We start from the raw sequence: 24,134 nt of genomic DNA, 5'->3' as shown, positions 1-24,134 counted from the left end.
CGGCCCGTGCATCGGGGTGGAGAGACAGGTCAGGCGACGCGGGCGTCGGTGTGCTCGGCACGCAGTTCCACTGCGGCGGCAACCAGTGCCTGCAGTGCAGCGCGGGTTTCTGGCCAGCCACGGGTCTTCAGCCCGCAGTCCGGGTTGACCCACAGCTGCTCCGGCTTCAGCACGGCCAGCGCCTTGCGCAGCAGGTCCACCATCTCCGCCTTGTCCGGCACGCGCGGGGAGTGGATGTCATACACGCCCGGGCCGATCTCGTTGGGATAGTTGAACTTCACGAAGGCATCCAGCAGTTCCATGCGCGAGCGTGAGGTCTCGATCGAGATCACGTCCGCGTCCATCGCTGCGACCGAGTGGATGATGTCGTTGAACTCCGAATAGCACATGTGGGTGTGGATCTGGGTGGCATCGCGCACGCCGCTGGTACTGATGCGGAACGATTCCACCGCCCAGTCCAGGTAGGCGCGCCAGTGGGCGCGGCGCAACGGCAACCCCTCGCGGAGGGCCGGCTCGTCCACCTGGATCACGCCGATGCCGGCTGCTTCCAGGTCCTGCACTTCGTCCCGCAGGGCCAGCGCGATCTGCCGGCAGGTCACATCGCGTTCCTGGTCGTCGCGCACGAACGACCACTGCAGTACCGTCACCGGACCGGTCAGCATGCCCTTCATCGGCTTGTCGGTGAGCGATTGCGCGTAACTGGACCAGCGCACCGTCATCGGCTGCGGGCGGCTGACGTCGCCGAAGATCACCGGCGGTTTGACGCAGCGCGAGCCATAGCTCTGCACCCAGCCGTTGCCGGTAAAGGCGAAGCCTTCCAGCTGCTCGCCGAAGTACTCGACCATGTCGTTGCGCTCGAACTCGCCGTGGACCAGCACGTCCAGGCCCAGCGCTTCCTGCACGCGTACCGCATGCGCGGTCTGCTGTTCCAGGAAGGCCTCGTACTCGGCCAGGCCCAGCTTGCCGGACTTGTGCCGGGCGCGTGCCTCGCGCACCTCCAGCGTCTGCGGGAAGGAACCGATCGTGGTGGTGGGCAGCAGCGGCAGCTGCAGCGCCGCATGCTGTGCGATGCGGCGCTGCGGGTAGGCGGTGTGCCGCTGCGCATCGGCCACGGTCAGCGCGGCCAGGCGTGCGGCCACGGCCGGGTTGTGCACGCGTGGCGAGCGACGACGCCCCTCCAGTGCAGCGCGGTTGGCAGCCAGGCCCGCTTCCGCATCCACCCTGCCATCGAGCGCGTCGGCCAGCAGGCGCAGTTCCTGCAGCTTCTGCCGGGAGAACGCCAGCCAGCCCTTCAGTTCGTCATCCAGCTTCTTTTCCAGCGCAAGATCCACGGGCGTGTGCAGCAGGGAACAGGACGGTGCCAGCCAGAGCCGGTCGGCGCCGCGGTCCACCTGGGCAAACCGGGCCAGGATCAGTGCGTTGTCCAGATGGGTGCGCCAGATGTTGCGGCCGTTGACCAGGCCGGCCGACAGCACGCGCTCGGCCGGCAGCGCCTTCAGCACGGCGTCCAGCTGCTCCGGCGCGCGCACCAGGTCCACGTGCAGTCCGTCCACCGGCAGGCCGGTGGCCAACGCCAGGTTGTCCTCGAGCGCACCGAAATAGGTCGCGACCAGCAGTTTCGGACGCCGTGCCGTGGCCAACCGGGCATAGGCGCGCTCATAGGCTGCCTGCGCATCGGCGTCGAGATCCTGCACCAGCAGCGGCTCATCCAGCTGCACCCAGTCGGCACCGGCGTCGGCCAGCTGGCCGAGCAGCTGCACATAGGCCGGCAGCAGCGCATCCAGCAGGTCCAGCGCGGCGCTGCCGTCGGTGGTCTTGGACAGCAGCAGGAAGCTCACCGGCCCCAGCAGCACCGGACGGGTGTGGATGCCCAGCGCCCTGGCCTCGTTGAACTCGGCCAGCGGCTTGTCACCGCGCAGGGCGAAGGCCTGGCCCGCGTGCAGTTCCGGCACCAGATAGTGATAGTTGGTGTCGAACCACTTGGTCATCTCCAGCGCGCGCAGGTCGATGCCATCGCGCTGCAGGCCACGGGCCGTGGCGAAGTAGGCGGCCAGTGGATCGTGCGCGGCCAGTTCGCGGTAGCGTTCGGGAATGGCATCGAACAGCCATGCGGTGTCGAGCACCTGGTCGTACAGGCTGAAGTCGTTGCTCGGCGGTACATCGACGCCGGCCTCGATCTGCAGCTGCCAGTGCCGGGCACGCAGCGCCGCGGCGGTGGCCTGCAGGGTGGCGGCGTCGTCCTCGCCGGCCCAGTGGCGTTCGAGCGCCCGCTTCAGTTCGCGCTTGGCGCCGATGCGGGGAAAGCCCAGGTTGGTAACAGTGGTCATTGCAGCGTGTCCTCATTGCATGTCGGCATTGAGGAACGAAGGAACCGCAGGACGACGCGTGCCGTTGCCGGCCCACGGGCGTCTTGCCAGCGACCTTCGCCCCCGCGGGCGAACCGGATGCCGTGAAAAGGACGCACGTGGCCGCGCACCCTGCAGGCGCAGGACGACGACGGCCCCGGCAACCTCCCCGCGGAGATTCCAGGTCGAGTCAGGGGACGGTCGTGTCCCCCGGCCGGGGCCGGTATTCGGGCTGTTGGACGCGGGCCGCAGCCCACCTACTACCTGCCGCTTCCCAGGCGCGAGCCCAGTGCTGTTGGCAGGATTCGTTTCCATTCACCGCTGCGGGGCAGCTCCGGAATGGGCGCGCGAAGCGCCTTCACCGGATTCCCGTTTAAATTCATCCCTTCATTCGCATGAAGAGATGAATACCTTCGGCGTGCACAAGGTAGGCCGGTTGGCAGCAATGGTCAAGGCCTGGCATCACACCACCGGGATGTGGCGCCTTTCTCAGGCAGTGAGAGGCCGGCTTGCGATACTGGCAACCGACGGACGGGAGGTGACGTGTGGCGGCGAAGTACTGCGATCTGGTCATGAAAGGTGGCATCACCAGCGGCATCGTGTACCCCAATGCGGTACTGGCGCTGGCGCGCGAATATCGCTTCAAGAGCATCGGTGGCACCTCGGCAGGCGCCATCGCCGCCGCGGTGGCTGCGGCGGCGGCCCATGGTGATCGCCGCCAGCAGGCGGGCGAGCCGCTGCCCGGCGATGCCGGGTACGGTGGATTGTCGGCGGTGTCGGCGCAGCTGTCGCGGCGCGGGTTCATCTACGGTCTGTTCCAGCCGGCGCGCGGCGCGCGTGCAGCCTATCGGCTGCTGGTGGTGCTGACCGGCAATGCAGGCTGGCCCCGCAAGCTGCTGTGCCTGGCCATCGCCGTGTTCCAGATCGCGCCGCTGGAAGTGCTGGTGTCGCTGGCATTGCTGCTCGCGCTGGGCGCGTGGGGCGGCGGCTGGAGTGGAGTGGCGGCAACATTGCTGCCGTCCCTGCTGTGCGCCTACGGCGCTGGCGTGGCCGGGGCCGCGCTGCGGGTCGCGCGGGTGGCACGACGCAATCTGCTGGGCCTGTGCAGCGGCCTCGGCAGCGACGCGCGCCGGCCGGCGTTGACGGAATGGCTGCACGGCTGCCTGCAGCAGCTGTCAGGCAAGCCGGCCGATGTGCCGCTTACCTTTGCCGACCTGCACGATGCGCCGCGCTATGCCGACGAGCCGGACAGCCCGCATGCCATCACCCTGCAGATGATCACCACCTGCGTATCGCACAACGAACCCCGCACGCTGCCGCTGGGCGGCGCGCAGTTCTGGTTCCTGCGCGAAGAGTTCGACCAGCTGTTCCCGGCCAGCGTGGTGCAGTGGCTGGTCAACCATGCGGGTCCGCCGCTGGGCGTGGATGGACGACTCTATTACCGCCTGCCGCAGGGGCCGCAGCTGCCGGTACTGGTGGCAACGCGGATGAGCCTGAGTTTCCCGTTGCTGATCAGCGCAGTGCCGCTGCATGAGCCCTCGCGCCGCGAGCGCCGCTGCGAGCCTGGAGCGACCGCCTCCGATCCGGAACACAACGTGGCCGACAGCATGGAGGGGCTGACCAGTGCCGGCCAGGCCTGCGGCCCGGTGATCACCGCCTTCCGGATCTGCTGGTTCTCCGATGGGGGCATCAGCAGCAACTTCCCGATCCATCTGTTCGACGCGGCGCTTCCGCGCTGGCCGACCTTCGCCATCAACCTGGTCTATCCACAGCATGCGGAGGAGGTCAGCTCCGGCGGCAATGCACGGCAGGCGCTGGAGCGATCGGTGTTCCTGCCCAGCGAAAACCGTCATGGCTGGCAACGCACCTACCAGTCCATCGCCGCGCCGGTGGCCGCCGGCGAGCTTGGCCGTTTCCTGTTCGCGGTGGTGGCAACCATGCAGAACTGGCGCGACCTGCTGCAGGCGCGTGCTCCGGGCTATCGCGACCGCATCGTGCACGTGACCCTGCAGGGTGATGAGGGCGGCATGAACCTGGACATGCCGCAGGAGGTGCTGACCCGCATCGCCGACAAGGGCAGCCTGGCCGGTGCGCGCTTCTGCGCGTTCTCCTTCGAGAATCACTACTGGATCCGCTGGCGCAACCTGGCCTCGGCCTACCAGCGTTACACGCTGGAAGTGGCGCGTACCGACGATCCCGCGCAGCAGGTGCTGGGCTATCGGGCGGCGTACACGATGGTGGCTGCCGGCGTGCCGTCGCCACCGTCGTACAAGCTGGGCTCGGAGGACAAGCGGCTGGCGTCACAGCAGTTGTGGGGGCTGATGGTGGAGCAGGGCCGCAGCTGGGAGGATCTTGGCCCGGACCTCACCGACGGCGCACCACGGCCGCTGCCGCAGATGAAGGTGACGCCGATCTACTGACCGCTGCCGCAGCCGATTGAACTGTTCCGGCGGGTGCCGACCTTGTCTGGTGGGTGCCGACCTTGGTCGGCACGATCTGATCCCTGCGGTGGCTCATCGCCAGGGTTCGTGTCGACCAAGGTCGACACCCACCAGGGCAATGCGTCGTTCTGACAGCTTGCGGAGATCTGTCGAAGGCGGGGTGGGTCCGGTTGCGGGGGCGTGAGCGCCATGGATGGCGCGACCGAGGCTACATGGACGTACTTGCGCCGTCCCCCGCAACCGGACCCGCCCCGCCATCCCACGGAATGCCAGCTTTTGCCGTTGCCGTTGCTTAGGCCTGTGCAGGTGCAGGGCGCAGCCCTGCCGAGCCAACCCTATCGCCCCGGCAGCTGCGCGAACGCGCGCTGCATGCAGTCCTCGCGCGGGCACACCCGGCAACCCGGGCCGATCGACACCGAATTGCCGGGGCTCTGCACATCCAGCCCCAGCGAATACACCAGCCGCTCGGCATGCTGCAGGTCGCAGCCCAGCGCTACTGCGAAAGTCTTGCGTGGTTGGCCGTGACCAACCGGGCCGCTGCTGACCTGCCGGGCCAGCCAGAAATGGCGCCGCCCATCGGGCATGCGCGCGGTCTGGGTCAGGATGCGGCCGGGCTGGTTGAACGCCTCGTAGACGATCCACAGCGGGCATGAGCCACCCACCTGCGAGAAGTGGAAGTCGGTGGCCGAGTGACGCTTGGAGACGTTGCCGGCGCGGTCCACACGGATGAAGAAGAACGGCAGGCCGGGCGCGCTGCGGCGGGCCAGCGTGCTCAGCCGGTGGCAGACTGCTTCGAAGCCGACACCGAACTGGTGCGCCAGCAGCTCGATGTCGTAGCTGCTGGCTTCGGCCGCACGCAGGAAGCGCAGGTAGGGCATTACCAGGGCCCCGGCGAAATAGTTCGACAGGCCGATGCGCGCCTGCGCGATGCGCGCCTCGTCGCTGAATCCGGCGCGGGCAATCACCGCATCGATCTGCGGCAGGTAGCCATGCAGTGCCAGTTCGGCGGCCATCTGGAAGGCCTGCTGGCCCGGCTCCAGGTAGTCCGGCAGCCACAGCCGGCGGGCACCGGCATCGTAGTGGCGCTTCTCGCGCCCGGCCTGCAAGGCAGTCACTTCCACCAGCACGCCGTGGCGATCGGCCAGCAACTGGCGCAGGCGCGGGGCGACGTGCCCCGGCGACAGTCCCCATTCGGCAAACAACCGCTCGGCCAGCTCATCCAGCTCCGGGATGTGGTTGTGCATGCGGTTGAAGAACTCGCGCACCTGGTCGCCCGCCGGCAGGGTGCTGCCGGCACCGGGTTCGCCCAGCTGGAACTCCAGTGCGGCGGCATGTTCCCGCAACGCCAGGTGGCGGCGATGCAGGTCCAGCAGCGCCCGGCTCACCTGCGGCAGGTTGCCGGCCAGTGCCCGCAGCTCGGTGGCACTGACGTCGGCCAGCCCCAGGTCCCGCAGGGTTTCGGCCAATGATTCCTGCAAGGCTGCGGGTTCATCCTCGTCGAACAGGGTGGAAACGTCGCCCAACACTTCGCCCAGCTTCTTCTGCACGGCGGGCGTCAACGGGCGCTTGTTGCGCTCGATCTGGTTCAGGTAGCTGGCAGACAGGCCCAGGGCGCGGGCCAGGTCGATCTGGCTGTAGCCGCGCTGCTCGCGCAGGCGCAGCAGGCGCAGGCCCAGCTGGCGCTGTGAAGACGGCAGATTCACAGAATTAACAGGAATCGTGAGGGGTGTTGGCCAGATTAAGCGGATTCAGGCCGGAAATCGAGGCGGCGGCTGTGAATAATGCCAAGCATCTTTCGCACCCCTGGATGTCGTCATGACTGTTGCAGCGCCCCGTATCCGCATGCTGATCGATGGCCAGTTCGTCGAATCGGCGACCTCCCACTGGCAGGACGTGATCAACCCGGCCACCCAGGACGTGCTGGCCCAGGTCCCGTTCGCCACCACCGCTGAAGTGGACGCTGCCGTGGCCGCCGCCAAGGAAGCGTTCAAGACCTGGCGCAAGACCCCGATCGGCACCCGCGCGCGCATCTTCCTGAAGTACCAGCAGCTGATCCGCGAGAACATGAGCGAGCTGGCGCACATCCTCACTGCCGAACAGGGCAAGACCCTGCCGGATGCCGAAGGCGATGTGTTCCGCGGCCTGGAAGTGGTCGAGCACGCCGCCGCCATCGGCAACCTGCAGCTGGGCGAGCTGGCCAACAACGTGGCCAATGGCGTGGATACCTACACGATCATGCAGCCGCTGGGCGTGTGCGCCGGCATCACCCCGTTCAACTTCCCGGCGATGATTCCGCTGTGGATGTTCCCGATGGCCATCGCCACCGGCAACACCTTCATTCTCAAGCCGTCCGAGCAGGACCCGATGGTCACCATGCGCCTGGTTGAACTGGCGCTGGAAGCCGGCATTCCGAAGGGCGTGCTGAATGTGGTCCACGGTGGCGAGGAAGTGGTCAACGCGATCTGCGACCACCCGGACATCAAGGCGGTCTCCTTCGTGGGTTCCACCCGCGTGGGTACCCACGTGTACAACCGTGCGTCGCTGGCCGGCAAGCGCGTGCAGTGCATGATGGGCGCCAAGAACCACGCCGTGGTGCTGCCGGATGCCAACAAGGAGCAGACCCTCAATGCGATGGTCGGAGCCGCCTTCGGTGCCGCCGGCCAGCGCTGCATGGCGGCCTCTACGCTGGTGCTGGTGGGTGAAGCGCGCGGCTGGGTGCAGGATCTGGTGGCCAAGGCCAAGACCCTGAAGGTCAGCGGTGGCACCGTGTCCGGTACCGATGTCGGCCCGGTGATTTCCTGCAGCGCGCGCGAGCGCGTGGAAGGCCTGATCGCCTCGGGCGTGGAGCAGGGCGCGCAGCTGGTGCTCGATGGCCGCAATCCGCAGGTCGATGGCTTCGAGAAGGGCAACTTCGTCGGCCCGACCATCTTTGCCGGTGTCACCACCGACATGCGCATCTACCAGGAAGAAATCTTCGGGCCGGTGCTGGTGATCCTGGAAGCGGAAACGCTGGAAGACGCCATCGCGATGGTCAACAGCAACCCGAACGGCAACGGCACCGCACTGTTCACCCAGTCCGGCGCCGCCGCGCGCAGGTTCCAGGAAGACATCGACGTCGGCCAGGTCGGCATCAACGTGCCGATCCCGGTGCCGGTGCCGCTGTTCTCCTTCACCGGTTCGCGCGCCTCCAAGCTGGGTGACCTGGGCCCGTACGGCAAGCAGGTGGTGCTGTTCTACACCCAGACCAAGACCGTCACCGCGCGCTGGTTCGATGACGAGACGCTGAGCCACGGCGTCAACACCACGATCAGCCTGAAGTAACGGCAGGAGCAGCCATGAGCCACTCGATGACGACGGAACTGGAAGAAGCGCAGCAGGCCTACCGCGAGGCCGCCCGCGACTTCGCACTGGCCGAACTGGCGCCGCACGCCGCGCGATGGGATGCGGAGGGCATCTTTCCGCGCGAGGCGATCGCCAAGGCCGGTGAACTGGGCTTCTGCGGTCTGTACATGGACCCGGAAGTGGGCGGGAGCGGCCTGAGCCGGCTGGACGCCGCCGTCGTCATCGAGGAGCTCGCCAGTGTCGACCCCTCGACGGCGGCCTACATCAGCATCCACAACATGGCCTCGTGGATGGTGTCCAAGTGGGGTCAGCCGGCACTGCGCGACGCGTGGGGCAACGATCTGGCGGCGGGCATCAAGCTGGCCTCGTACTGCCTGACCGAACCGGGCGCCGGTTCCGATGCCGCCTCGCTGAAAACCACCGCCGTGCGCGATGGCGACCACTTCGTGCTGAACGGCGCCAAGGCCTTCATCTCCGGCGCCGGCGCCACCGAACTGCTGGTGGTGATGGCGCGCACCGGCGGTGCCGGTGCCGGCGGCGTCAGCGCCATCGCGGTGCCGTCGGACCTGCCGGGCATCAGCTTCGGCCGCAAGGAAGAGAAGATGGGCTGGAACAGCCAGCCCACCCGTGGCATCACCTTCGAGAACGTCCGCGTGCCGGTCAGCCACCTTCTCGGAGAGGAAGGCGGTGGCTTCAAGCTGGCGATGAAGGGACTCGATGGCGGCCGCATCAACATCGCCGCCTGTTCGCTGGGTGCCGCGCAGGGCGCGCTGGATGCCGCACGCCGCTACATGGGCGAGCGTCGCCAGTTCGGCAAGGCGCTGGCCGAGTTCCAGGCACTGCAGTTCAAGCTGGCCGACATGGTCACCCAGCTGGTGGCCGCCCGGCAGATGGTGCATACCGCCGCGCGCAAGCTCGATGCCGGCGCCAGCGACGCCAACGTGTGGTGCGCAATGGCCAAGCGCTTCGCCACCGATGCCGGTTTCACTGTCTGCAACGAAGCGCTGCAGATCCACGGCGGCTACGGCTACATCCGCGAATACCCGATCGAACGCCTGCTGCGTGACTGCCGCGTGCACCAGATCCTGGAAGGCACCAACGAGATCATGCGGGTGATCGTTGCCCGTCACCTGCTCAACACCGAAGAGGAACTGCGATGAAGGATTGGCGTACCCAGGAGCACGTGGGCCTGAAGGTCGAGGCCGATGGCCACACCGCCGTGGTCACCCTGCACAACCCGCCGGCGCATACCTGGACCGTGCACAGCCTGTCCGCGCTGCGCGACCTGGTGGCTGCGCTCAATGCGGACCGCGACATCTACGCGCTGGTGATCACCGGTGATGGCGAGAAGTTCTTCTCCGCCGGCGCGGATCTGAACCAGTTCGCCTCCGGCGACAAGGCGGCCGCGCGCGAGGCCGCACGCCGCTTCGGCGAAGCCTTCGAGGCGCTGTCCGGGTTCCGCGGCGTGTCGATCGCCGCAATCAACGGCTATGCGATGGGCGGCGGGCTGGAATGCGCGCTGGCCTGCGACCTGCGCATCATCGAAGACCACGCCCAGGTCGCGCTGCCGGAGGCCACCGTCGGCCTGCTGCCGTGCGCCGGTGGTACCCAGAACCTGCCACGGCTGGTGGGCGAGGGCTGGGCCAAGCGCATGATCCTGCTGGGCGAGCGCATCAATGCCGAGACCGCGCTGCGCATCGGCCTGGCCGAGGAGAAGGTCGGCAAGGGCGAGTCCAAGGCGCTGGCGCTGGAATGGGCGAAGAAGGCCGGCAAGCAGAGCCCGACCAGCATCGCGGCCTGCAAGACGCTGGTGCAGTCCACCCGCACCGGCACCCACGCCTCGGCGCTGGTGGCCGAACGCGAGGCCTTCGTCGATCTGTTCGATACCGCCGACCAGGTCGAGGGCGTGAACGCCTTCCTGGAAAAGCGCGCCGCGCAGTGGAAGAACGCATGACCACGGTCGCCGACGAAGCGCCGGTCCTGTTCGAAGAGCGCGTGGCCGGCAATGGCGCGCGCATCGGCATCGCCACGCTGAACGCGCCGCGCACGCTCAATGGCTTCTCGCTGCCGATGGCGCACCTGCTGCTGAAGCAGCTCAATGCCTGGGCCGACGACGACGGCATCGCGATGGTGGTGCTGCAGGGCGCCGGTGAAAAGGCGTTCTGCGCCGGCGGTGACCTGCACAGCCTGTACCAGAGCATGCGTGCATTCCGCGAGGCCGGCCGCAGCGATATCCGCGACAACGACTACGCGGCCGAGTTCTTCGACGTCGAGTACCGCGTGGATTACCTCATCCACACCTATGCCAAGCCGATCCTGTGCTGGGGCCATGGCATCGTCATGGGAGGGGGCATCGGCCTGATGTCCGGTGCCAGCCACCGCGTGGTCAGCGAGCGCTCCAAGCTCGCGTTCCCGGAGATCACCGTCGGTCTGTTCCCGGACGTGGGTGGCAGCTGGCTGCTGCCGCGCGTGCCGGGCAAGGGTGGCCTGTTCCTGGCCTTGACCGGTGCACTGCTCAACCCGGGCGATGCGATCTATGCCGGCCTGGCCGACGTGCACGTGGCCGAAGCGCGCCGCAGCGATGTGTTCGATGCACTGCTGCAGGTGGCCTGGTCGCGCGACGCCGCGAGCAACCACGAGCGCCTGGGTCACCTGCTGCAATCGTATGCCAGCGATGCCGCGACCGGTCCGCTGCTGGCCAACGCGGCGAAGGTCGACGCACTGTGCAGCGGCGATGACCTCGATGCCATCGTCGAAGGCATCGCCCACCTGCAGACCGAGGATGCCTGGCTGCAGGCCGCCCAGAAGACCCTCGCGGCCGGCGCGCCCGGTTCGGCGCGGCTGGCGTTCGAGCTGCAGCGCCGCAGCGCGGGCCAGGATCTGGCTGCGGTCTACCGCCTGGAATACATCGTCGCCCTGCACTGCGCTGCCCACGGCGATTTCGCCGAAGGCATCCGTGCGCTGCTGATCGACAAGGACCGCACGCCGTCGTGGAACCCCGCCACGCTGGCCGAAGCCAGCGCCCTGTGGGCCGATACGTTCTTCGCTTCGCCCTGGGCCGATGCCGCGCATCCGCTGGCCGACCTGGGTACCCCTGCCGCTGAAAGGAGCCTGGCATGAGCCGCATTGCATTCATTGGGTTGGGCAACATGGGTGGCCCGATGGCCGCCAATCTGGTCAAGAACGGCCACACCGTGCGCGTGTTCGATCTGGTGCCGGCCGCCGTGCAGGCCGCCGTCGACGCCGGTGCCGGTGCCGCGTCGTCAGCACGTGACACCCTGGCCGACGCCGAGGTGGTGATCTCGATGCTGCCGGCCAGTCGCCACGTCGAAGGCCTGTACCTCGGCGATGACGGCATTCTCGCCGCGATTCCGGCCGGCGCGCTGGTCATCGATTGCAGCACGATCGCTCCGGCCAGCGCCCGCAAGGTGTCCGAAGCGGCGGCCGCACGCGGCCTGCAGATGATCGATGCGCCGGTTTCCGGCGGCACGGCCGGTGCCCAGGCCGGCACCCTCACCTTCATCGTCGGTGGTGAGGAGGATGCACTGGAGCGTGCGCGCCCGGTGCTGCAGGCGATGGGCAGGAACATCTTCCACGTTGGCGCCAGTGGTGCCGGCCAGGTGGCCAAGCTGTGCAACAACATGGCGCTGGGCGTGATCATGGCCGTCACCGGCGAGGCCATCGCACTGGGCGTGGCGCACGGTCTGGACCCGAAGGTGCTGTCGCAGATGATGGCGGTGAGCACCGGCCGCAGCTGGGCCACCGAAGTGTGCAATCCGTGGCCGGGCGTGCTGGAGAATGCGCCAGCCTCGCGTGGCTACAGCGGCGGCTTCGGCAGCGACCTGATGCTCAAGGACATGGGCCTGGCAGTGGAAGCGGCGATGAGTGTCGGCGCCTCCATCCCGCTGGGTGAAGTGGCCCGCAACCTGTATTCGATGAATCACCAGGCCGGGCGCGGCAAGCTGGATTTCTCCAGCGTCGTACAGCTCATCACCAGCGAGAAGTAAGCGAATGCGTCCCTGGCCGCGTGCCGGGGCCCACCCGGGGTGGGATGGGCGGATGCCTGGTTTCGACCGGCATCCGCCCATTTTTTTTGCGCTTGGAGCCCCGGGGTCAGATCCCTTTCGCAACGCGAAAGGGATCTGACCCCATTTAGCCGCTGGGGTCAGAGCCCTTTGCCGTTGCAAAGGGATCCGACCCCGCCTCCATCAGGCGACGATCAGCGTCACGTCGATGTTGCCGCGGGTGGCATTCGAGTACGGGCACACGATGTGCGCCTTCTGCACAAGCGCTTCAACCTGCTCGCGCGGCACGCCCGGCACGTTGATGGTCAGCTCGGCCTCGATGCCGAAGCCGGTCGGGATCTGGCCGATGCCCACCTTGCCGGTCACGGTGGTGTCGGCCGGCAGCGCGACCTTGGCCTGGCCGGCCACGAACTTCAGCGCGCCCAGGAAGCAGGCCGAGTAGCCGGCGGCGAACAGCTGCTCCGGGTTGGTGCCCGGGCCGCCCGCGCCGCCCAGCTCGCGCGGGGTCGACAGCTGGATGTCGAGCACGTTGTCGGAGGAGACGGAACGGCCTTCACGGCCGCCGGTGGAGGTCGCCTGGGCGGTGTACAGAACCTTTTCGATGGACATCGGGATGCTCCTGGTCAGTGGGTGGTAGTGCGTTGGAGCCTACTTTGCCCGCTTTCCAAGGACGATGGGTGACAGACCGTCTGAGAAATTTGACCGATCGTCCTGCCTGTCTAGATCGTCCATTCCCGATCGGTGGTGAACATGATCGTCAGCCACCGGTCCGGCGAGGCTTCGCCCAGTGCATCGCCGATCTCGTCACGCAGTTGGTCCCACTCCCGCAGAGGCCGCGGCGGATCATCGGCCGGGACCACGAAGAACAGCTCGATCTGCTCGCCACGTCCCACCTGCGCCACATAGCTGCGGTGTTCGACGAAGCCATGCCTGGCGACGATCGTGCGCGCCACTGCGTCCACGTGGGCCTGCAGCTCCGGCGGAGTCACCAGCAGGATGCCGGCCAATGCCCGCCGCACCGTGCCCAGCGGCGCGATCATCACCAGTACGCAGACGAAGGCGAGGATGGCCGGGTCGATGTACGGCCCGATCCAGTCCCACGCGGTGCCACGCACCAGCGCGCCGCCCAGGAAGGCGACCAGATAGCAGGCCGACATGCTGGCCGCGATCATCCAGTTCTTCGCGTCCAGCGCGATGAACTCCGAACCGATGCGGCGGTTGGCGCGCAGCACGAACACGCCCAGCGCTGCCTCGGCCAGCAGGGACAGCGCGGCGAAGATCATCGCCGGCCCCAGCGCGATGTGGCGGCCGCCGGACATCAGCGCGTCCACGGCATTGACCAGTGCATACAGCGCCGCACCGATCATCAGCGTGCCGCTCACGCCCAGCACGATCGGTTCCAGGTGCCAGAAGCCCATGGTAAAGCGCTGGTTGAGGCGCGACTGCAGCGCATCGGTGTTGGTCGACAGCGCGATCAGGCGCGCGACCAGCAGCGACAGCCAGGTCATCACCACATCGATCAGCCCGTAGATGCCATCGAAGATGATGAGCGAGGAATTGGCCAGCAGGCCGAACACCACCGCAGTCAGCGCCAGCAGCAACGCACCGGCAATCGACAGGCGCAGCACCCCCTGTTCGGTGGTGGGGTCGAAGAAGTGGGGGCGATCGGTAGCCATGACCCGATTGTAGAGCGGAGCCATGCTCCGATGCGTCTGGCGGCCGACCGCGCTACCTTCATGCAGCCGCTTCCCGTAGACTGCGCCCCTCCCACGTACCGACACCCGCCTGCAGTGATCACGCCACCCTGACCCTTGCCGCACATCGGCAGCCGGCCCGCCCGGCTCAGGAACCCGTGTCTTTCCACTGCAGCGCCATGCGGCCACGCCCGCCTGCGCGCGGAGCTTTCCCATGCAAACGTCCTATCCCCTGCGCCAGCAATGGCTCGGCAACGTCCGTGGCGACCTGTTGTCCGGCATCGTCGTCGCCCTGGCCCTGATTCCCGAGGCCATCGCGTTCTCGCTCATTGCCGGCGTCGACCCCAAGGTCGGCCTGTACGCCGCCTTCTCCATCGCCGTCATCACCGCCATCGCGGGTGGCCGCCCTGGCATGATCTCTGCTGCCACTGGCGCGATGGCGCTGGTGATGGTCGACCTGGTGAAGGATCACGGCCTGCAGTACCTGTTCGCCGCCAGCATCCTGGCCGGCTTGCTGCAGGTGCTGGCAGGCGTGTTCAAACTGGGCTCGCTGATGCGCTTCGTCTCGCGCTCGGTCATCACCGGCTTCGTCAATGCGCTGGCGATCCTGATCTTCCTGGCGCAGATGCCGGAACTGATCGGCCGCGGTCCTACGGTCTACGTGCTGTGCGCGGCGGCGCTGGTCATCATCTATCTGCTGCCGCGCCTCACCCGCGCCGTGCCCTCGCCGCTGGTGGCCATCGTGATGCTCACCGCGGTGGTGATCGGCTTCGGTATCGACGTGCGCAGTGTTGGCGACATGGGCCAGCTGCCCGACAGCCTGCCGCATTTCCTGCTGCCCGATGTCCCGCTCAGCTGGGAGACGCTGCGCATCCTGCTGCCGGTGTCGGCCACGCTGGCCGTGGTCGGCCTGCTCGAATCGATGATGACCCTGCAGATCGTCGAGGACATCACCGAGACACCCAGCGAGCGCAATCGCGAATGCATCGGCCAGGGCGTGGCGAATACGGTAACCGGCTTTCTCGGCGGCATGGCCGGCTGCGCGATGATCGGCCAGTCGGTCATCAACGTGACCTCCGGTGGCCGTGGCCGCCTGTCGTGCCTGGTGGCTGGCGTGCTGCTGCTGGTACTGGTGGTGTACGGCAGCGACCTGGTGCGGCAGATCCCGATGGCCGCCCTGGTGGCGGTGATGATCATGGTCAGCATCGGCACCTTCAGCTGGCGCTCGCTGCGCGACCTGCGCACGCACCCGCGCAGTTCCTCGGCCGTGATGTTGCTGACCGTGGTGGTCACCGTGGCCACCCACGACCTGGCCAAGGGCGTGCTCAGCGGCGTGCTGCTGTCGGCGTTGTTCTTCGCGCGCAAAGTAGGCCGCTTGCTGGAGGTGCAGCGCGACGATGCCCATGAGACGCAGGTCTACCGCGTGCGCGGGCAGGTGTTCTTTGCCTCGGCGGGACAGTTGGGCGCAGCGTTCGACTATCAGCATGTGGCGCCGAAGGTGCAGATTGATCTGCGCGATGCCCACCTGTGGGATCTGACCGCCGTGGCCGCGCTGGAGCGCGCGCAGGAAAAGTTGGCCGCGCACGGAGCAGAGGTAACCGTGGTGGGGCTCAATGCGGCCAGCCAGACGCTGATCGAGCAGGTGGGTGGCGCACGCGGCGGGCACTGATCGCGTAGGGCATGCTGGTGGCGCCGGGCCATGCCCGGCCGCCAGCCGGAACCGGGCCCAACCGGCGCTCGCCGCGCGGCTGACCGGGCGCATTCAGCCACCCGGTGTAAACTATTGATCTCACTGGCAATGCCAGTCTCCACGATCAACGCTCCGATGACGTCCGCCACCGCCCGTTACGCCGATTCCCTGCGCCTGTCCGTCGCCCCGATGATGGACTGGACGGACCGCCATTGCCGCGTGTTCCACCGCGTGCTGGCTCCCGGGGCGCGGCTGTACACGGAGATGGTGCACGCCAACGCGGTCATCCATGGTGACCGCGAGCGCCTGCTCGGCTTCGACCGCAGCGAACAGCCGCTGGCCCTGCAGCTGGGTGGCAGCGATCCGGCCCTGCTGGCGCAGGCCGCGCGCATCGCCGCGGACTGGGGCTACGACGAGGTCAACCTCAACTGCGGCTGCCCGTCCGATCGCGTGCAGGCCGGCCGCTTCGGTGCCTGCCTGATGCGCGAGCCGGTGCTGGTGGCCGAATGCGTGGCCGCGATGGTCGATGCGGTCGACATCCCGGTGACCGTGAAGTGCCGTCTGGGCGTGGATGAGGACAACGAGTACGAGGCGTTCGCCAGCTTCGTCGATCGCCAGGTCGCTGCCGGTGCAGCAATGGTGGTGGTGCACGCGCGCAATGCCTGGCTGAAGGGCCTGTCGCCCAAGGAGAACCGTGAGGTTCCGCCGCTGAAGTACGACTGGGCCTACCGCCTGAAGCAGGAGCGGCCCGCGCTGCCGGTGGTGCTCAACGGTGGCCTGGCCAGCATGGAAGCCGTGCAGGCCCAGGCCGGCCATGTCGATGGCGTGATGCTGGGCCGGGCCGCGTACCACGATCCCTATCTGCTGCATCAGCTGGAAGCGCTGCACACCGGTACGCCGCTGCGGTCGCGCGCGGACCTGCTGCGCGCGCTGCGCCCGTATGTCGAGGCCCGTCTGGGCGAGGGCATGGCCCTGAAGCACATCACCCGTCACCTGCTCGGCCTGTTCCATGGGCAGCCCGGTGGGCGCGCGTTCCGCCAGGTATTGAGCGAGGGTGCGCACCGTCCAAGCGCCGACTGGACATTGGTCGAACAGGCCCTTGCCGTCACCGAGCGCGACGCTGACCGTGCCGCTGCGTGACGTCCGTCACATTCCTGACTTGACAACGCCGGCCGATTCGTCCCGAATGTTCACTTAGATGAACAAACCTGCGGTTCGCCCGGAAAAGTTCAGATCGGATTCACTGCCCCAAACCAAGAATTTGCAAAGGAATTGTAAAGACCGGGTCCCGCACCCGGTTCCCGGATTTACGACTTTTGAACGAATCGCCGTGCTCGGCTAGGATCGCATCGATGTCTTCCGCTCCCCTCCATTGCCGCATTGCCCTGGCCACCTGCGTGGTGCTGGCGGCTGCGCCGCTGTCGTCGGCAATGGCACAGCAGCCCCCGCGTGCGGAACACGGCCGGGCGGAGATGATGGAGCGGAGCGAGCGGGGTGGCCGTGGCGACGAGCGCTCGCTGTCCGATGCCGTGCGCCGCGTGCAGCGCACCACCGGTGGCCACATCCTGGGCGCCGAACGGGTGCCGTTCGATGGTCGTGACATCAACCGGGTCAAGTACATGGACGACCGGGGCCGGGTCCGCTACATGGACGACCCCGCCCCGTCGCGTTCACAGCCGCGCACGCCGCGGTCGGATATGTCTTCACTACGCGGCGATAACCCCTGAACAGGGATAGTTGTCGCTATCAACCCGTACCCCACTGGCCTCCGGGCCACACCCAGGACACTAGGGAGAGTTCATGCGTATCCTTCTGGTCGAAGACGAAGCCCCGCTGCGTGAGACCCTGGCAGCCCGGCTCAAGCGCGAAGGCTTTGCCGTCGATGCTGCGCAGGACGGCGAGGAAGGCCTCTACATGGGGCGCGAAGTCCCGTTCGACGTCGGCATCATCGACCTCGGCCTGCCCAAGATGTCGGGCATGGAGCTGATCAAGGCGCTGCGTGACGAGGGCAAGAAGTTCCCGGTGCTGATCCTGACCGCGCGGTCGAGCTGGCAGGACAAGGTCGAGGGCCTGAAGCAGGGCGCCGACGATTACCTGGTCAAGCCGTTCCACGTCGAAGAGCTGCTGGCCCGCGTCAACGCGCTCCTGCGCCGCGCCGCCGGCTGGAGCAAGCCGACGCTGGAATGCGGCCCGGTCGCACTGGATCTCGCCGCGCAGACGGTCAGCGTTTCCGGCAGCAATGTCGACCTGACCAGCTACGAGTACAAGGTGCTGGAGTACCTGATGATGCATGCCGGTGAACTGGTCTCCAAGGCCGACCTCACCGAGCACATCTACCAGCAGGACTTCGACCGCGACTCGAACGTGCTGGAAGTGTTCATCGGCCGCCTGCGCAAGAAGCTGGACCCGGACGGCGAGCTGAAGCCGATCGAGACCGTGCGCGGCCGCGGCTACCGTTTCGCGATCCCGCGCAACGAGGGCTGAGCCGGCTCACCCTGGCGATTGCACGATGTCCGGCCGTCTGTGGTTCTTCCGACGCTGGCGGCCGCGCTCCCTGCAGGCGCGCCAGCTGTTCGCCGCGTCCGTGGGCCTGGTCGCGTTCCTGGCCCTGGCCGGTTACGCGCTGGACGCCGCCTTCGCCGATACGGCGAAGGCCAACCTGCGTGAGCGCCTGAAGAACTACGCCACCGCCTATGCGGCCGGCATCGACTTCACCCGCGATCGTTCGCTGTACATCCGCGAGCAGCCACCGGATCCGCGCTTCGACGTGCCCGGCAGCGGTCTCTACCTGCAGGTGGTGATGCCGGACGGCAAGGGCAATTCGATGTCGGCCGAAGGCCCGATGCTGCCCACCGTCGGCGGCGGACTGCTTGCGCCACGCCAGGAGGTGTTCGAAGGCCCGCTGCCGATGATCCAGATCGACGGCAGCCAGGGCTCGGTGTACCGCTACGGCCTGGGCCTGGTGTGGGACGCCGATGCCGATCCCGCCACCGAGTTCCCGTACACCATCTACGTGATGGAAGACTCGCGCGCGCTCGGTGCGCAGCTGCGGGTGTTCCGCAGCCGTGTCTGGTTCTACCTGGGTGGCATCGGCCTGATCCTGCTGCTGCTGCAGACCGTCATCCTGCAGTGGAGCCTGCGTCCGCTGCGTCGCGTGATCACCGAGCTGACCAAGGTGCAGCGCGGCGAGACCGAGCGCATGAGCGAGCGCCACCCACGCGAGCTGGAGCCGCTGACCGACAGCATCAATGCCTTCATCGAAAGTGAGCGCGAGAACCTCGAACGCCAGCGCAACACCCTGGCGGATCTTGCGCACAGCCTGAAAACGCCGATCGCGGTGCTGCGCACGCAGATGGACAGCGGTGCCGGTGATGGCGCGTTGCGCGAAGAGCTGGACGTGCAGCTGCAACGCATGAACAACCTGGTGTCCTATCAGCTGGCGCGCGCTGCGTCGTCGGGCCACAAGCTGTTCTCCGCACCGTTGCCGATCGAGTCCAACGCCGAAGAGATCGTGCGGGGCCTGGAAAAGGTCTATGCGGCCAAGGGCGTGCTGTGCGAGTTCGACATCGATCCGGCCGCGCGCTTCCATGGCGAGCCGGGTGACCTGCAGGAACTGCTGGGCAATCTGCTGGAAAACGCCTTCAAGTGGGCCAAGCGCCGTGTCCTGCTGACCGCGCAGCCCCTGCCGGCACCGAATGCACGCCGCGCCGGCCTGCTGCTGGCCGTGGACGACGACGGCCCCGGCATCGCGCCGGACGATATCGGCAAGGTGCTGCAGCGTGGTGTACGTGGCGACGAACGCGTGCAGGGCCACGGCATCGGCCTGTCGATCGTGCAGGACCTGATCAAGGATTACCGCGGCGAACTGGCGGTCGGCCGTTCCAGCGAACTGGACGGCGCCCGCTTCGAAGTGCGTCTGCCGCCGGGCCCGTAATCCACGCCGCCGGGCATGGCCCGGCGCTACCTACGGCCAAACGGCAGCGCCGGGCCACGCCCGGCGAACCGATGACATGACTCAGCCACCCCGCGCCGGCGGTTCACCATAGAAGCGCCGCAGATGCGCGGCAACATCGGGCAGCGCTTCGGCCAGCACGTCCGGGGCGGAGAAGTGGTACTCGCTGGCGACCGCGAAGAACTCCTCCGGTGCTTCGGCGGCATACGGGTCGATCAGCGTCTCCTGGCCGGCATCCACCTGCGCGCAGAACGCATCGTAGGACTGCTGGAAGACAGCAGCCCACTCACGTTGCCACGCACGCGGCAGCGGCGGTGTGCCGTCCATCGCGCCATCGAGCGCATCGAGCTTGTGCACCATCTCGTGCACCGCCACGCAGTAGCCCTCGTGCGGTGCGGCCAGATCGGCCTGCACGTCGGCCCAGGACAGGATCAACGGCCCGCTGTCCCACGATTCGCCGATCAGCTCGTCGTCCCATTCGTGCAGCACGCCCGCCGCATCCATGTGGCTGCGATGCACGCGGAATGCGTCGGGGTACACGATCAGCTGCGACCAGCCCTGCAGCCCCACCTCGCCGAACTCCAGCAGTGGCAGGCAGCACAGGGCCGCCAGCAGCACGCCGTCGGCGGCCTGCAGCTGCAGGTTGCCGATCGGGGTGATGGTCTTCTCATGCAGGAAGCGCGCCGCCAGCGTGCGCAGCCGGGCGCGTCGTTCGTCGGAAAGCCCCTGCAGCCATGCCGCACGGCGGCAGGCCTCATCCCAGTATGCGTCTTCGATCGGTCGCGGTGCGGGCCGCAGCCACTGCAGCAACGACTTGATCAGCGGAACATTCCTGGCAGGTAGCTGTGCCACTTCGGCGCGCGCAGCCGCTGCAGCATGTCCTCATCGCTGCCGCCACCGCCGGTGCTGGTCGCGCTGCTGGCCGCCGGGCGTGCCGGAGCAGGCTTGGCCGTGGTGGTCGATGCCGTCGGTGCGCGCTGCGAGGCGGCATCGCCGTTGGAGGACACACAGGCGCCGCGGCTGTCATCCAGTGCTGCTGTGGCCGACGCCGCGAAGGGCATCGTCAGCAGGATCAGGCAATGGGCATAACGGCGCATTGACGACATCCACGTTAAGGGAAGGTGAGTTCCCGATTCTAGCCCGAACCCGGCACCGGATTGGAAGCCCGCTGCCGGCCCCGTGGCGGGCGTCGCTGGCGGCTTTCCCGCATAATTCCGTCCTGACTTCGTGGAAGCTGCCGTGGACGATCGCCAATTGCTGGCCAAACTCGCTGCCGGTCGCCTGTCCGGCGACGCCCTGGCCCGTGAGCTGGGTCAGACCCGGGCGGCAATTTGGAAGCGCATTCAAGGGCTTAGGGCCGCAGGTGTCGATATCGAGGGCCGTGCCGGCGAAGGCTATGGCCTGACCCGCCCGGTCGAGCTGCTGGACCCGGCGGCCATCCGTGCCGCCCTGCCGGCCGATGCCCTGTCCCTGCTGCATGACCTGCAGGTGGCCTGGACGGTGGATTCCACCAATGCCGAATTGCTGCGGTGCAGCGCGCCCCAGCGCGGGGTCAGCGTCCTGCTGGCCGAACGCCAGACCGGAGGGCGGGGGCGGCGCGGCCGCACCTGGGCCTCGCCGCTGGCGGCCCACGTCTATCTGTCGGTGCTGCGCCTGTTCTCCGGGGGCCTTGGCCGGCTGGCGGGGCTGAGCCTGGTTGCCGGCATCGCCGTGGCCGAAGCGCTGCACGATCTGGGTTTCACCCAGGCGCAGCTGAAGTGGCCGAATGATCTGATCGTCGATGGCCGTCGCAAGCTGGTCGGCCTGCTCGCCGAGGGCGGCGGCGAATACGCCGGTCCGGCCCGCGCGGTGATCGGCATCGGCATCAACACGCACATGCCGCCCTCGTTCGCCGAGCAGATCACCCAGCCCTGGGTGGATCTGGACACACTGGCCGGCGCGCCGGTCGACCGCAACATCGTCGTCGCCGCCGTGCTCGCACGGCTGCTGCCGGCGCTGGAGGAATTCGATCGCGAAGGGCTGGCCCCGTTCCTGCCGCGCTACGCCGCCTTCGACATGCTGGCCGGCCGCGAGGTGCGCGTCGAGCTGGAGGGGCAGTGGCGGCACGGCACCGCACTGGGCCTGGCCGATGACGGCGCGCTGCGCGTGAGCATCGACGGCTGCGAGCGCCGCCTGCATGCCGGCGAAGTCACGGTGAGGGCGGCATGAGCGACTGGTTGTTCGATCTTGGCAATTCGCGCTTCAAGTTCGCGCCGTTGCAGGGGGATCGCGCGGGCGACGTACAGGCCTGGGCGCATGGCGCCGAAGGCATGGCCGGGCAGCCGCCGCACAGCCTGCCCAGCGGCGCGACAGCGTTCGTCGCCAGCGTGGCCGCACCTTCGCTGACCAGCGCCATGCTGGACCAGCTGCAGCGGCGCTTCGACCACGTGCATGTGGTGCGCACCAGCGCCGAATGCGCAGGCGTGCGCATCGCCTACGCGCGCCCGGAGAAGTTCGGCGTGGATCGCTTCCTTGCCCTGCTGGCCGCCGCCAAGGCGCAGCGCCCGGTGCTGGTGGTGGGCGTGGGCACGGCGCTGACCATCGACCTGCTCGATGCCCGTGGCCAGCATCACGGCGGCCGCATCGCCGCATCACCCACCACCATGCGCGAAGCACTGCATGCGCGCGCCGTGCAGCTGCCCGCCAGTGGCGGCGATTACAGCGAGTTTGCCAATGACACCGCCGACGCACTCGCCTCCGGTTGCGATGGTGCTGCGGTGGCGCTGGTCGAGCGCAGTGCGCAGCAGGCGCAGGCACTGCTGGGTGTGATGCCGTCGCTGCTGGTGCACGGTGGCGGCGCGCCCGCGCTGATGCCATTGCTGGACGGCGCCGACTACCACCCCTCGCTGGTGCTGGACGGCCTCGCCCGCTGGGCGGTGCACCAGCCTGCAGGCTAGTATCCGCGCATGCTCACCCGTGCCCTGATCGTCGTCCTGGCCATCCTCAATCTTGGCGTTGCCTGCTGGTGGCTGCTGCGCGATGCGTCGCAGAAGCCTGCGCCGCCACCGCGGCCGGCCGGCGTGGCCGAACTGCGCTGGGTGCCCGGCGGCACCGATGCGGCGGTGGCCGCGCAGGCATCGTCGGAGGCACCGGCGCCAGCACTGGTGGAGCGCGACCCCGCAGCGGCGACCGCCGTGGCGTCCACTCCTGCCCCTGCCGCGCCGGCCAAGCCGCAAGCCGAGCCGGCCAAGGCGCCGGGTGTGGAAGCAACCTCCAGCCCGACGCCAGCGCCGGCGCCGGTCGCACCGCCGGTCGCGCAGGCGCCTGCCGTCAGCGAGCCGCCGCGCTGCATCGCGTTGGGTCCGTTCGCCGATCGTGCCGCCGCCAGCGCGGCGCAGGGCCGGGCCGGCGCACTGCTCAGCCAGGCGCGCCTGCGCGAGCAGCCGGCCGCCAGCGGCAGTGCCCGCTACCGCGTGCTGCTGCCGGCCGCCGCCAGCCGCGAAGAGGCGCAGGCCACGGTCAAGCGCATCGTCGCTGCGGGCCTGGGCGACTACTACATCATCAGCCAGGGTGAGGACGCCAACGCCGTGGCGCTGGGCCAGTACCGCAACCGCGAAGGCGCCGAGCGGCGTATCGCTGCGGTGCAGGCCGCCGGCTTCCAGCCGCGCCTGGTAGCCAGCGGTGATGCCGGCCAGTGGTGGCTGGACGGGCAGCTGGCCGGCACCGCACAGCCTGCGCAGGTACAGCAGCGCAGCGGCGCCGCCCGGCAACAGTCGCTGGAATGCGCGCGACTGCGCTAGAATCCCCCCACTGCGGCGCTGCCGCCCGTGCGTCACCCATGCCGCTTTAGCTCAGTTGGTAGAGCAACTGTCTTGTAAACAGTAGGTCATCCGTTCGATTCGGATAAGCGGCACCATCCCGCAGTCGCTCGCTTCCGCAGCGTTCTTTCTCCTGTGGCGAATTGCAGCGCGTTTGCCAGGCGCCGGAGTCGCATACGCAGGGCTGTCAAAAAGAAGAGTGAACTCGAAGCATTTGAGGTGGCCACGCATCTCCGTACGCCTGAAGAAATGGCCGCGTATCTCGATGCCTGCATCGTTGAAAGCAATGGCGATTCGGCCTTCACTGCCAAGACACTGGGCGATATCGCACGTGCCCTATCGGGCGCAGTCCGGCGAGCGGAGTCCTGATTTCGCGACCGCTGCCTGAGCGGCACGCGCTCGCGCACACGATCTCCCGGAGGCGGCATGCTCAGTCCGGAATGCGGGCGATCACCTTGATCTCGAAGTCGAATCCGGCAAGCCAGTTGACGCCCACCGCCGTCCAGTTGGGATAGGGCTTCTCGGGGAAGACCTCGCTCTTTACGGTCATGACGGTTCCGAACTGGTTCTGCGGGTCCGTATGGAAGGTGGTCACGTCGACGATGTCGTCAAGCCCGCAACCACCGGCCTTCAGGGTTGCCTCCAGGTTCGCGAAGGCCAGGCGGACCTGCGCCTCGAAGTCGGGCTCGGGTGTCCCGTCGCTGCGGCTGCCCACCTGGCCGGACACGAACAGCAGGTCACCCGACTGGATCGCGGCCGAATAGGTCTGCGAGGTGTACAGGTCCTGCCGGCCGGCCGGGAAAACGGCATTGCGCTTGCTCATGGGATTCTCCAGAAGGGGATCGATG

The 24,134-nt window shown here is 68.0% G+C and carries 21 protein-coding genes, 1 tRNA gene and 1 riboswitch; of the genes, 15 read left to right on the top strand and 7 right to left on the bottom strand.

Annotated elements, in window-relative coordinates; genetic code table 11:
• Positions 1 to 29 precede the first annotated feature (29 nt).
• Entirely contained in the window at positions 30 to 2,327 is a 2,298-nt protein-coding gene (gene metE / locus ACVOMM_RS10110; protein ID WP_481526179.1) for a 5-methyltetrahydropteroyltriglutamate--homocysteine S-methyltransferase, read from the bottom strand.
• Between the two features lie 219 nt (positions 2,328 to 2,546).
• Positions 2,547 to 2,776: riboswitch (cobalamin riboswitch) on the bottom strand.
• Positions 2,777 to 2,917: 141 nt separating this feature from the next.
• Here metE and ACVOMM_RS10105 point away from each other — a divergent pair.
• On the top strand, positions 2,918 to 4,765 hold the full coding sequence (locus ACVOMM_RS10105) for an RpoH suppressor (protein WP_481526178.1): 1,848 nt from the start codon (positions 2,918 to 2,920) through the stop codon (positions 4,763 to 4,765).
• 356 nt (positions 4,766 to 5,121) lie between these two features.
• On the opposite strand, the gene ACVOMM_RS10100 is transcribed toward ACVOMM_RS10105, so the two are convergent.
• Positions 5,122 to 6,483 carry a helix-turn-helix domain-containing protein gene (locus ACVOMM_RS10100; RefSeq protein ID WP_481526182.1) on the bottom strand — a complete coding sequence of 454 codons (1,362 nt, stop codon included), beginning with the start codon at positions 6,481 to 6,483 and terminating at the stop codon, positions 5,122 to 5,124.
• Between the two features lie 118 nt (positions 6,484 to 6,601).
• Between ACVOMM_RS10100 and ACVOMM_RS10095 the strand changes: the two genes are divergently transcribed.
• From ACVOMM_RS10095 to mmsB, 5 genes are read left to right on the top strand one after another with little or no spacing between them, the layout of a single operon-like run.
• On the top strand, positions 6,602 to 8,107 hold the full coding sequence (locus ACVOMM_RS10095; RefSeq protein ID WP_053520140.1) for a CoA-acylating methylmalonate-semialdehyde dehydrogenase: 1,506 nt from the start codon (positions 6,602 to 6,604) through the stop codon (positions 8,105 to 8,107).
• A 26-nt stretch (positions 8,108 to 8,133) separates the two neighbouring features.
• Positions 8,134 to 9,288 (top strand): acyl-CoA dehydrogenase family protein, encoded by a 1,155-nt coding sequence (locus ACVOMM_RS10090; RefSeq protein WP_440210885.1) that lies wholly within the window; start codon positions 8,134 to 8,136, stop codon positions 9,286 to 9,288.
• On the top strand, positions 9,285 to 10,082 hold the full coding sequence (locus ACVOMM_RS10085; RefSeq protein WP_053520138.1) for an enoyl-CoA hydratase: 798 nt from the start codon (positions 9,285 to 9,287) through the stop codon (positions 10,080 to 10,082). Before ACVOMM_RS10090 ends, ACVOMM_RS10085 begins: the two co-directional genes overlap by 4 nt.
• Positions 10,079 to 11,248, top strand: a complete 1,170-nt coding sequence (locus ACVOMM_RS10080) for an enoyl-CoA hydratase/isomerase family protein (protein ID WP_262100916.1) — start codon at positions 10,079 to 10,081, stop codon at positions 11,246 to 11,248. The genes ACVOMM_RS10085 and ACVOMM_RS10080 overlap by 4 nt, the downstream gene beginning before the upstream one ends.
• The gene (mmsB, locus tag ACVOMM_RS10075; RefSeq protein WP_065174196.1) at positions 11,245 to 12,135 is read left to right on the top strand and encodes a 3-hydroxyisobutyrate dehydrogenase; all 891 of its coding nucleotides are present in this window, start codon (positions 11,245 to 11,247) and stop codon (positions 12,133 to 12,135) included. Before ACVOMM_RS10080 ends, mmsB begins: the two co-directional genes overlap by 4 nt.
• A gap of 201 nt (positions 12,136 to 12,336) precedes the next feature.
• Here the strand turns inward: mmsB and ACVOMM_RS10070 are convergent, their stop codons facing one another.
• Positions 12,337 to 12,762 carry an organic hydroperoxide resistance protein gene (locus ACVOMM_RS10070; protein ID WP_049464150.1) on the bottom strand — a complete coding sequence of 142 codons (426 nt, stop codon included), beginning with the start codon at positions 12,760 to 12,762 and terminating at the stop codon, positions 12,337 to 12,339.
• A 110-nt stretch (positions 12,763 to 12,872) separates the two neighbouring features.
• Positions 12,873 to 13,853, bottom strand: a complete 981-nt coding sequence (locus tag ACVOMM_RS10065; protein ID WP_053520135.1) for a cation diffusion facilitator family transporter — start codon at positions 13,851 to 13,853, stop codon at positions 12,873 to 12,875.
• 208 nt (positions 13,854 to 14,061) lie between these two features.
• On the opposite strand from ACVOMM_RS10065, the gene ACVOMM_RS10060 reads away from it, so the two are divergent.
• The 5 genes from ACVOMM_RS10060 (at position 14,062) to ACVOMM_RS10040 (ending at position 19,471) form a co-directional block, all read left to right on the top strand.
• The gene (locus ACVOMM_RS10060) at positions 14,062 to 15,516 is read left to right on the top strand and encodes a SulP family inorganic anion transporter (protein WP_053520134.1); all 1,455 of its coding nucleotides are present in this window, start codon (positions 14,062 to 14,064) and stop codon (positions 15,514 to 15,516) included.
• A 129-nt stretch (positions 15,517 to 15,645) separates the two neighbouring features.
• Positions 15,646 to 16,677 (top strand): tRNA dihydrouridine(20/20a) synthase DusA, encoded by a 1,032-nt coding sequence (dusA, locus tag ACVOMM_RS10055; protein ID WP_481526177.1) that lies wholly within the window; start codon positions 15,646 to 15,648, stop codon positions 16,675 to 16,677.
• A gap of 212 nt (positions 16,678 to 16,889) precedes the next feature.
• Positions 16,890 to 17,264, top strand: coding sequence for a hypothetical protein (locus tag ACVOMM_RS10050; RefSeq protein ID WP_053520383.1), 375 nt, complete (start codon positions 16,890 to 16,892; stop codon positions 17,262 to 17,264).
• A gap of 73 nt (positions 17,265 to 17,337) precedes the next feature.
• Positions 17,338 to 18,021, top strand: a complete 684-nt coding sequence (locus ACVOMM_RS10045; RefSeq protein WP_053520384.1) for a response regulator transcription factor — start codon at positions 17,338 to 17,340, stop codon at positions 18,019 to 18,021.
• Positions 18,022 to 18,046: 25 nt separating this feature from the next.
• Positions 18,047 to 19,471 carry an ATP-binding protein gene (locus tag ACVOMM_RS10040; protein ID WP_481526176.1) on the top strand — a complete coding sequence of 475 codons (1,425 nt, stop codon included), beginning with the start codon at positions 18,047 to 18,049 and terminating at the stop codon, positions 19,469 to 19,471.
• A gap of 81 nt (positions 19,472 to 19,552) precedes the next feature.
• On the opposite strand, the gene ACVOMM_RS10035 is transcribed toward ACVOMM_RS10040, so the two are convergent.
• Entirely contained in the window at positions 19,553 to 20,341 is a 789-nt protein-coding gene (locus ACVOMM_RS10035) for a M90 family metallopeptidase (RefSeq protein WP_181452118.1), read from the bottom strand.
• Positions 20,308 to 20,586, bottom strand: a complete 279-nt coding sequence (locus tag ACVOMM_RS10030) for a hypothetical protein (RefSeq protein WP_053520154.1) — start codon at positions 20,584 to 20,586, stop codon at positions 20,308 to 20,310. The genes ACVOMM_RS10035 and ACVOMM_RS10030 overlap by 34 nt, the downstream gene beginning before the upstream one ends.
• A 142-nt stretch (positions 20,587 to 20,728) precedes the next feature.
• On the opposite strand from ACVOMM_RS10030, the gene birA reads away from it, so the two are divergent.
• The 4 genes from birA to ACVOMM_RS10010 all read left to right on the top strand — a co-directional run bounded on the left by birA (position 20,729) and on the right by ACVOMM_RS10010 (position 23,384).
• Positions 20,729 to 21,697, top strand: coding sequence for a bifunctional biotin--[acetyl-CoA-carboxylase] ligase/biotin operon repressor BirA (birA, locus tag ACVOMM_RS10025; protein ID WP_481526175.1), 969 nt, complete (start codon positions 20,729 to 20,731; stop codon positions 21,695 to 21,697).
• Positions 21,694 to 22,425, top strand: a complete 732-nt coding sequence (locus ACVOMM_RS10020) for a type III pantothenate kinase (protein WP_053520152.1) — start codon at positions 21,694 to 21,696, stop codon at positions 22,423 to 22,425. Before birA ends, ACVOMM_RS10020 begins: the two co-directional genes overlap by 4 nt.
• A gap of 9 nt (positions 22,426 to 22,434) precedes the next feature.
• Positions 22,435 to 23,268, top strand: a complete 834-nt coding sequence (locus ACVOMM_RS10015; RefSeq protein WP_128987907.1) for an SPOR domain-containing protein — start codon at positions 22,435 to 22,437, stop codon at positions 23,266 to 23,268.
• A 40-nt stretch (positions 23,269 to 23,308) separates the two neighbouring features.
• Positions 23,309 to 23,384 (top strand) — tRNA-Thr (locus ACVOMM_RS10010).
• A 332-nt stretch (positions 23,385 to 23,716) separates the two neighbouring features.
• Here ACVOMM_RS10010 and ACVOMM_RS10005 read toward each other — a convergent pair.
• Positions 23,717 to 24,109: a RidA family protein gene (locus ACVOMM_RS10005; protein WP_111186497.1), complete on the bottom strand. Its 393-nt coding sequence runs from the start codon at positions 24,107 to 24,109 to the stop codon at positions 23,717 to 23,719.
• Positions 24,110 to 24,134 lie beyond the last annotated feature (25 nt).

The sequence above is a fragment of the Stenotrophomonas sp. STEN009 genome, from assembly GCF_056760395.1.
Note: the sequence above shows the minus strand (reverse complement) of the source record. Positions and strands in the feature narration are given on the sequence as shown.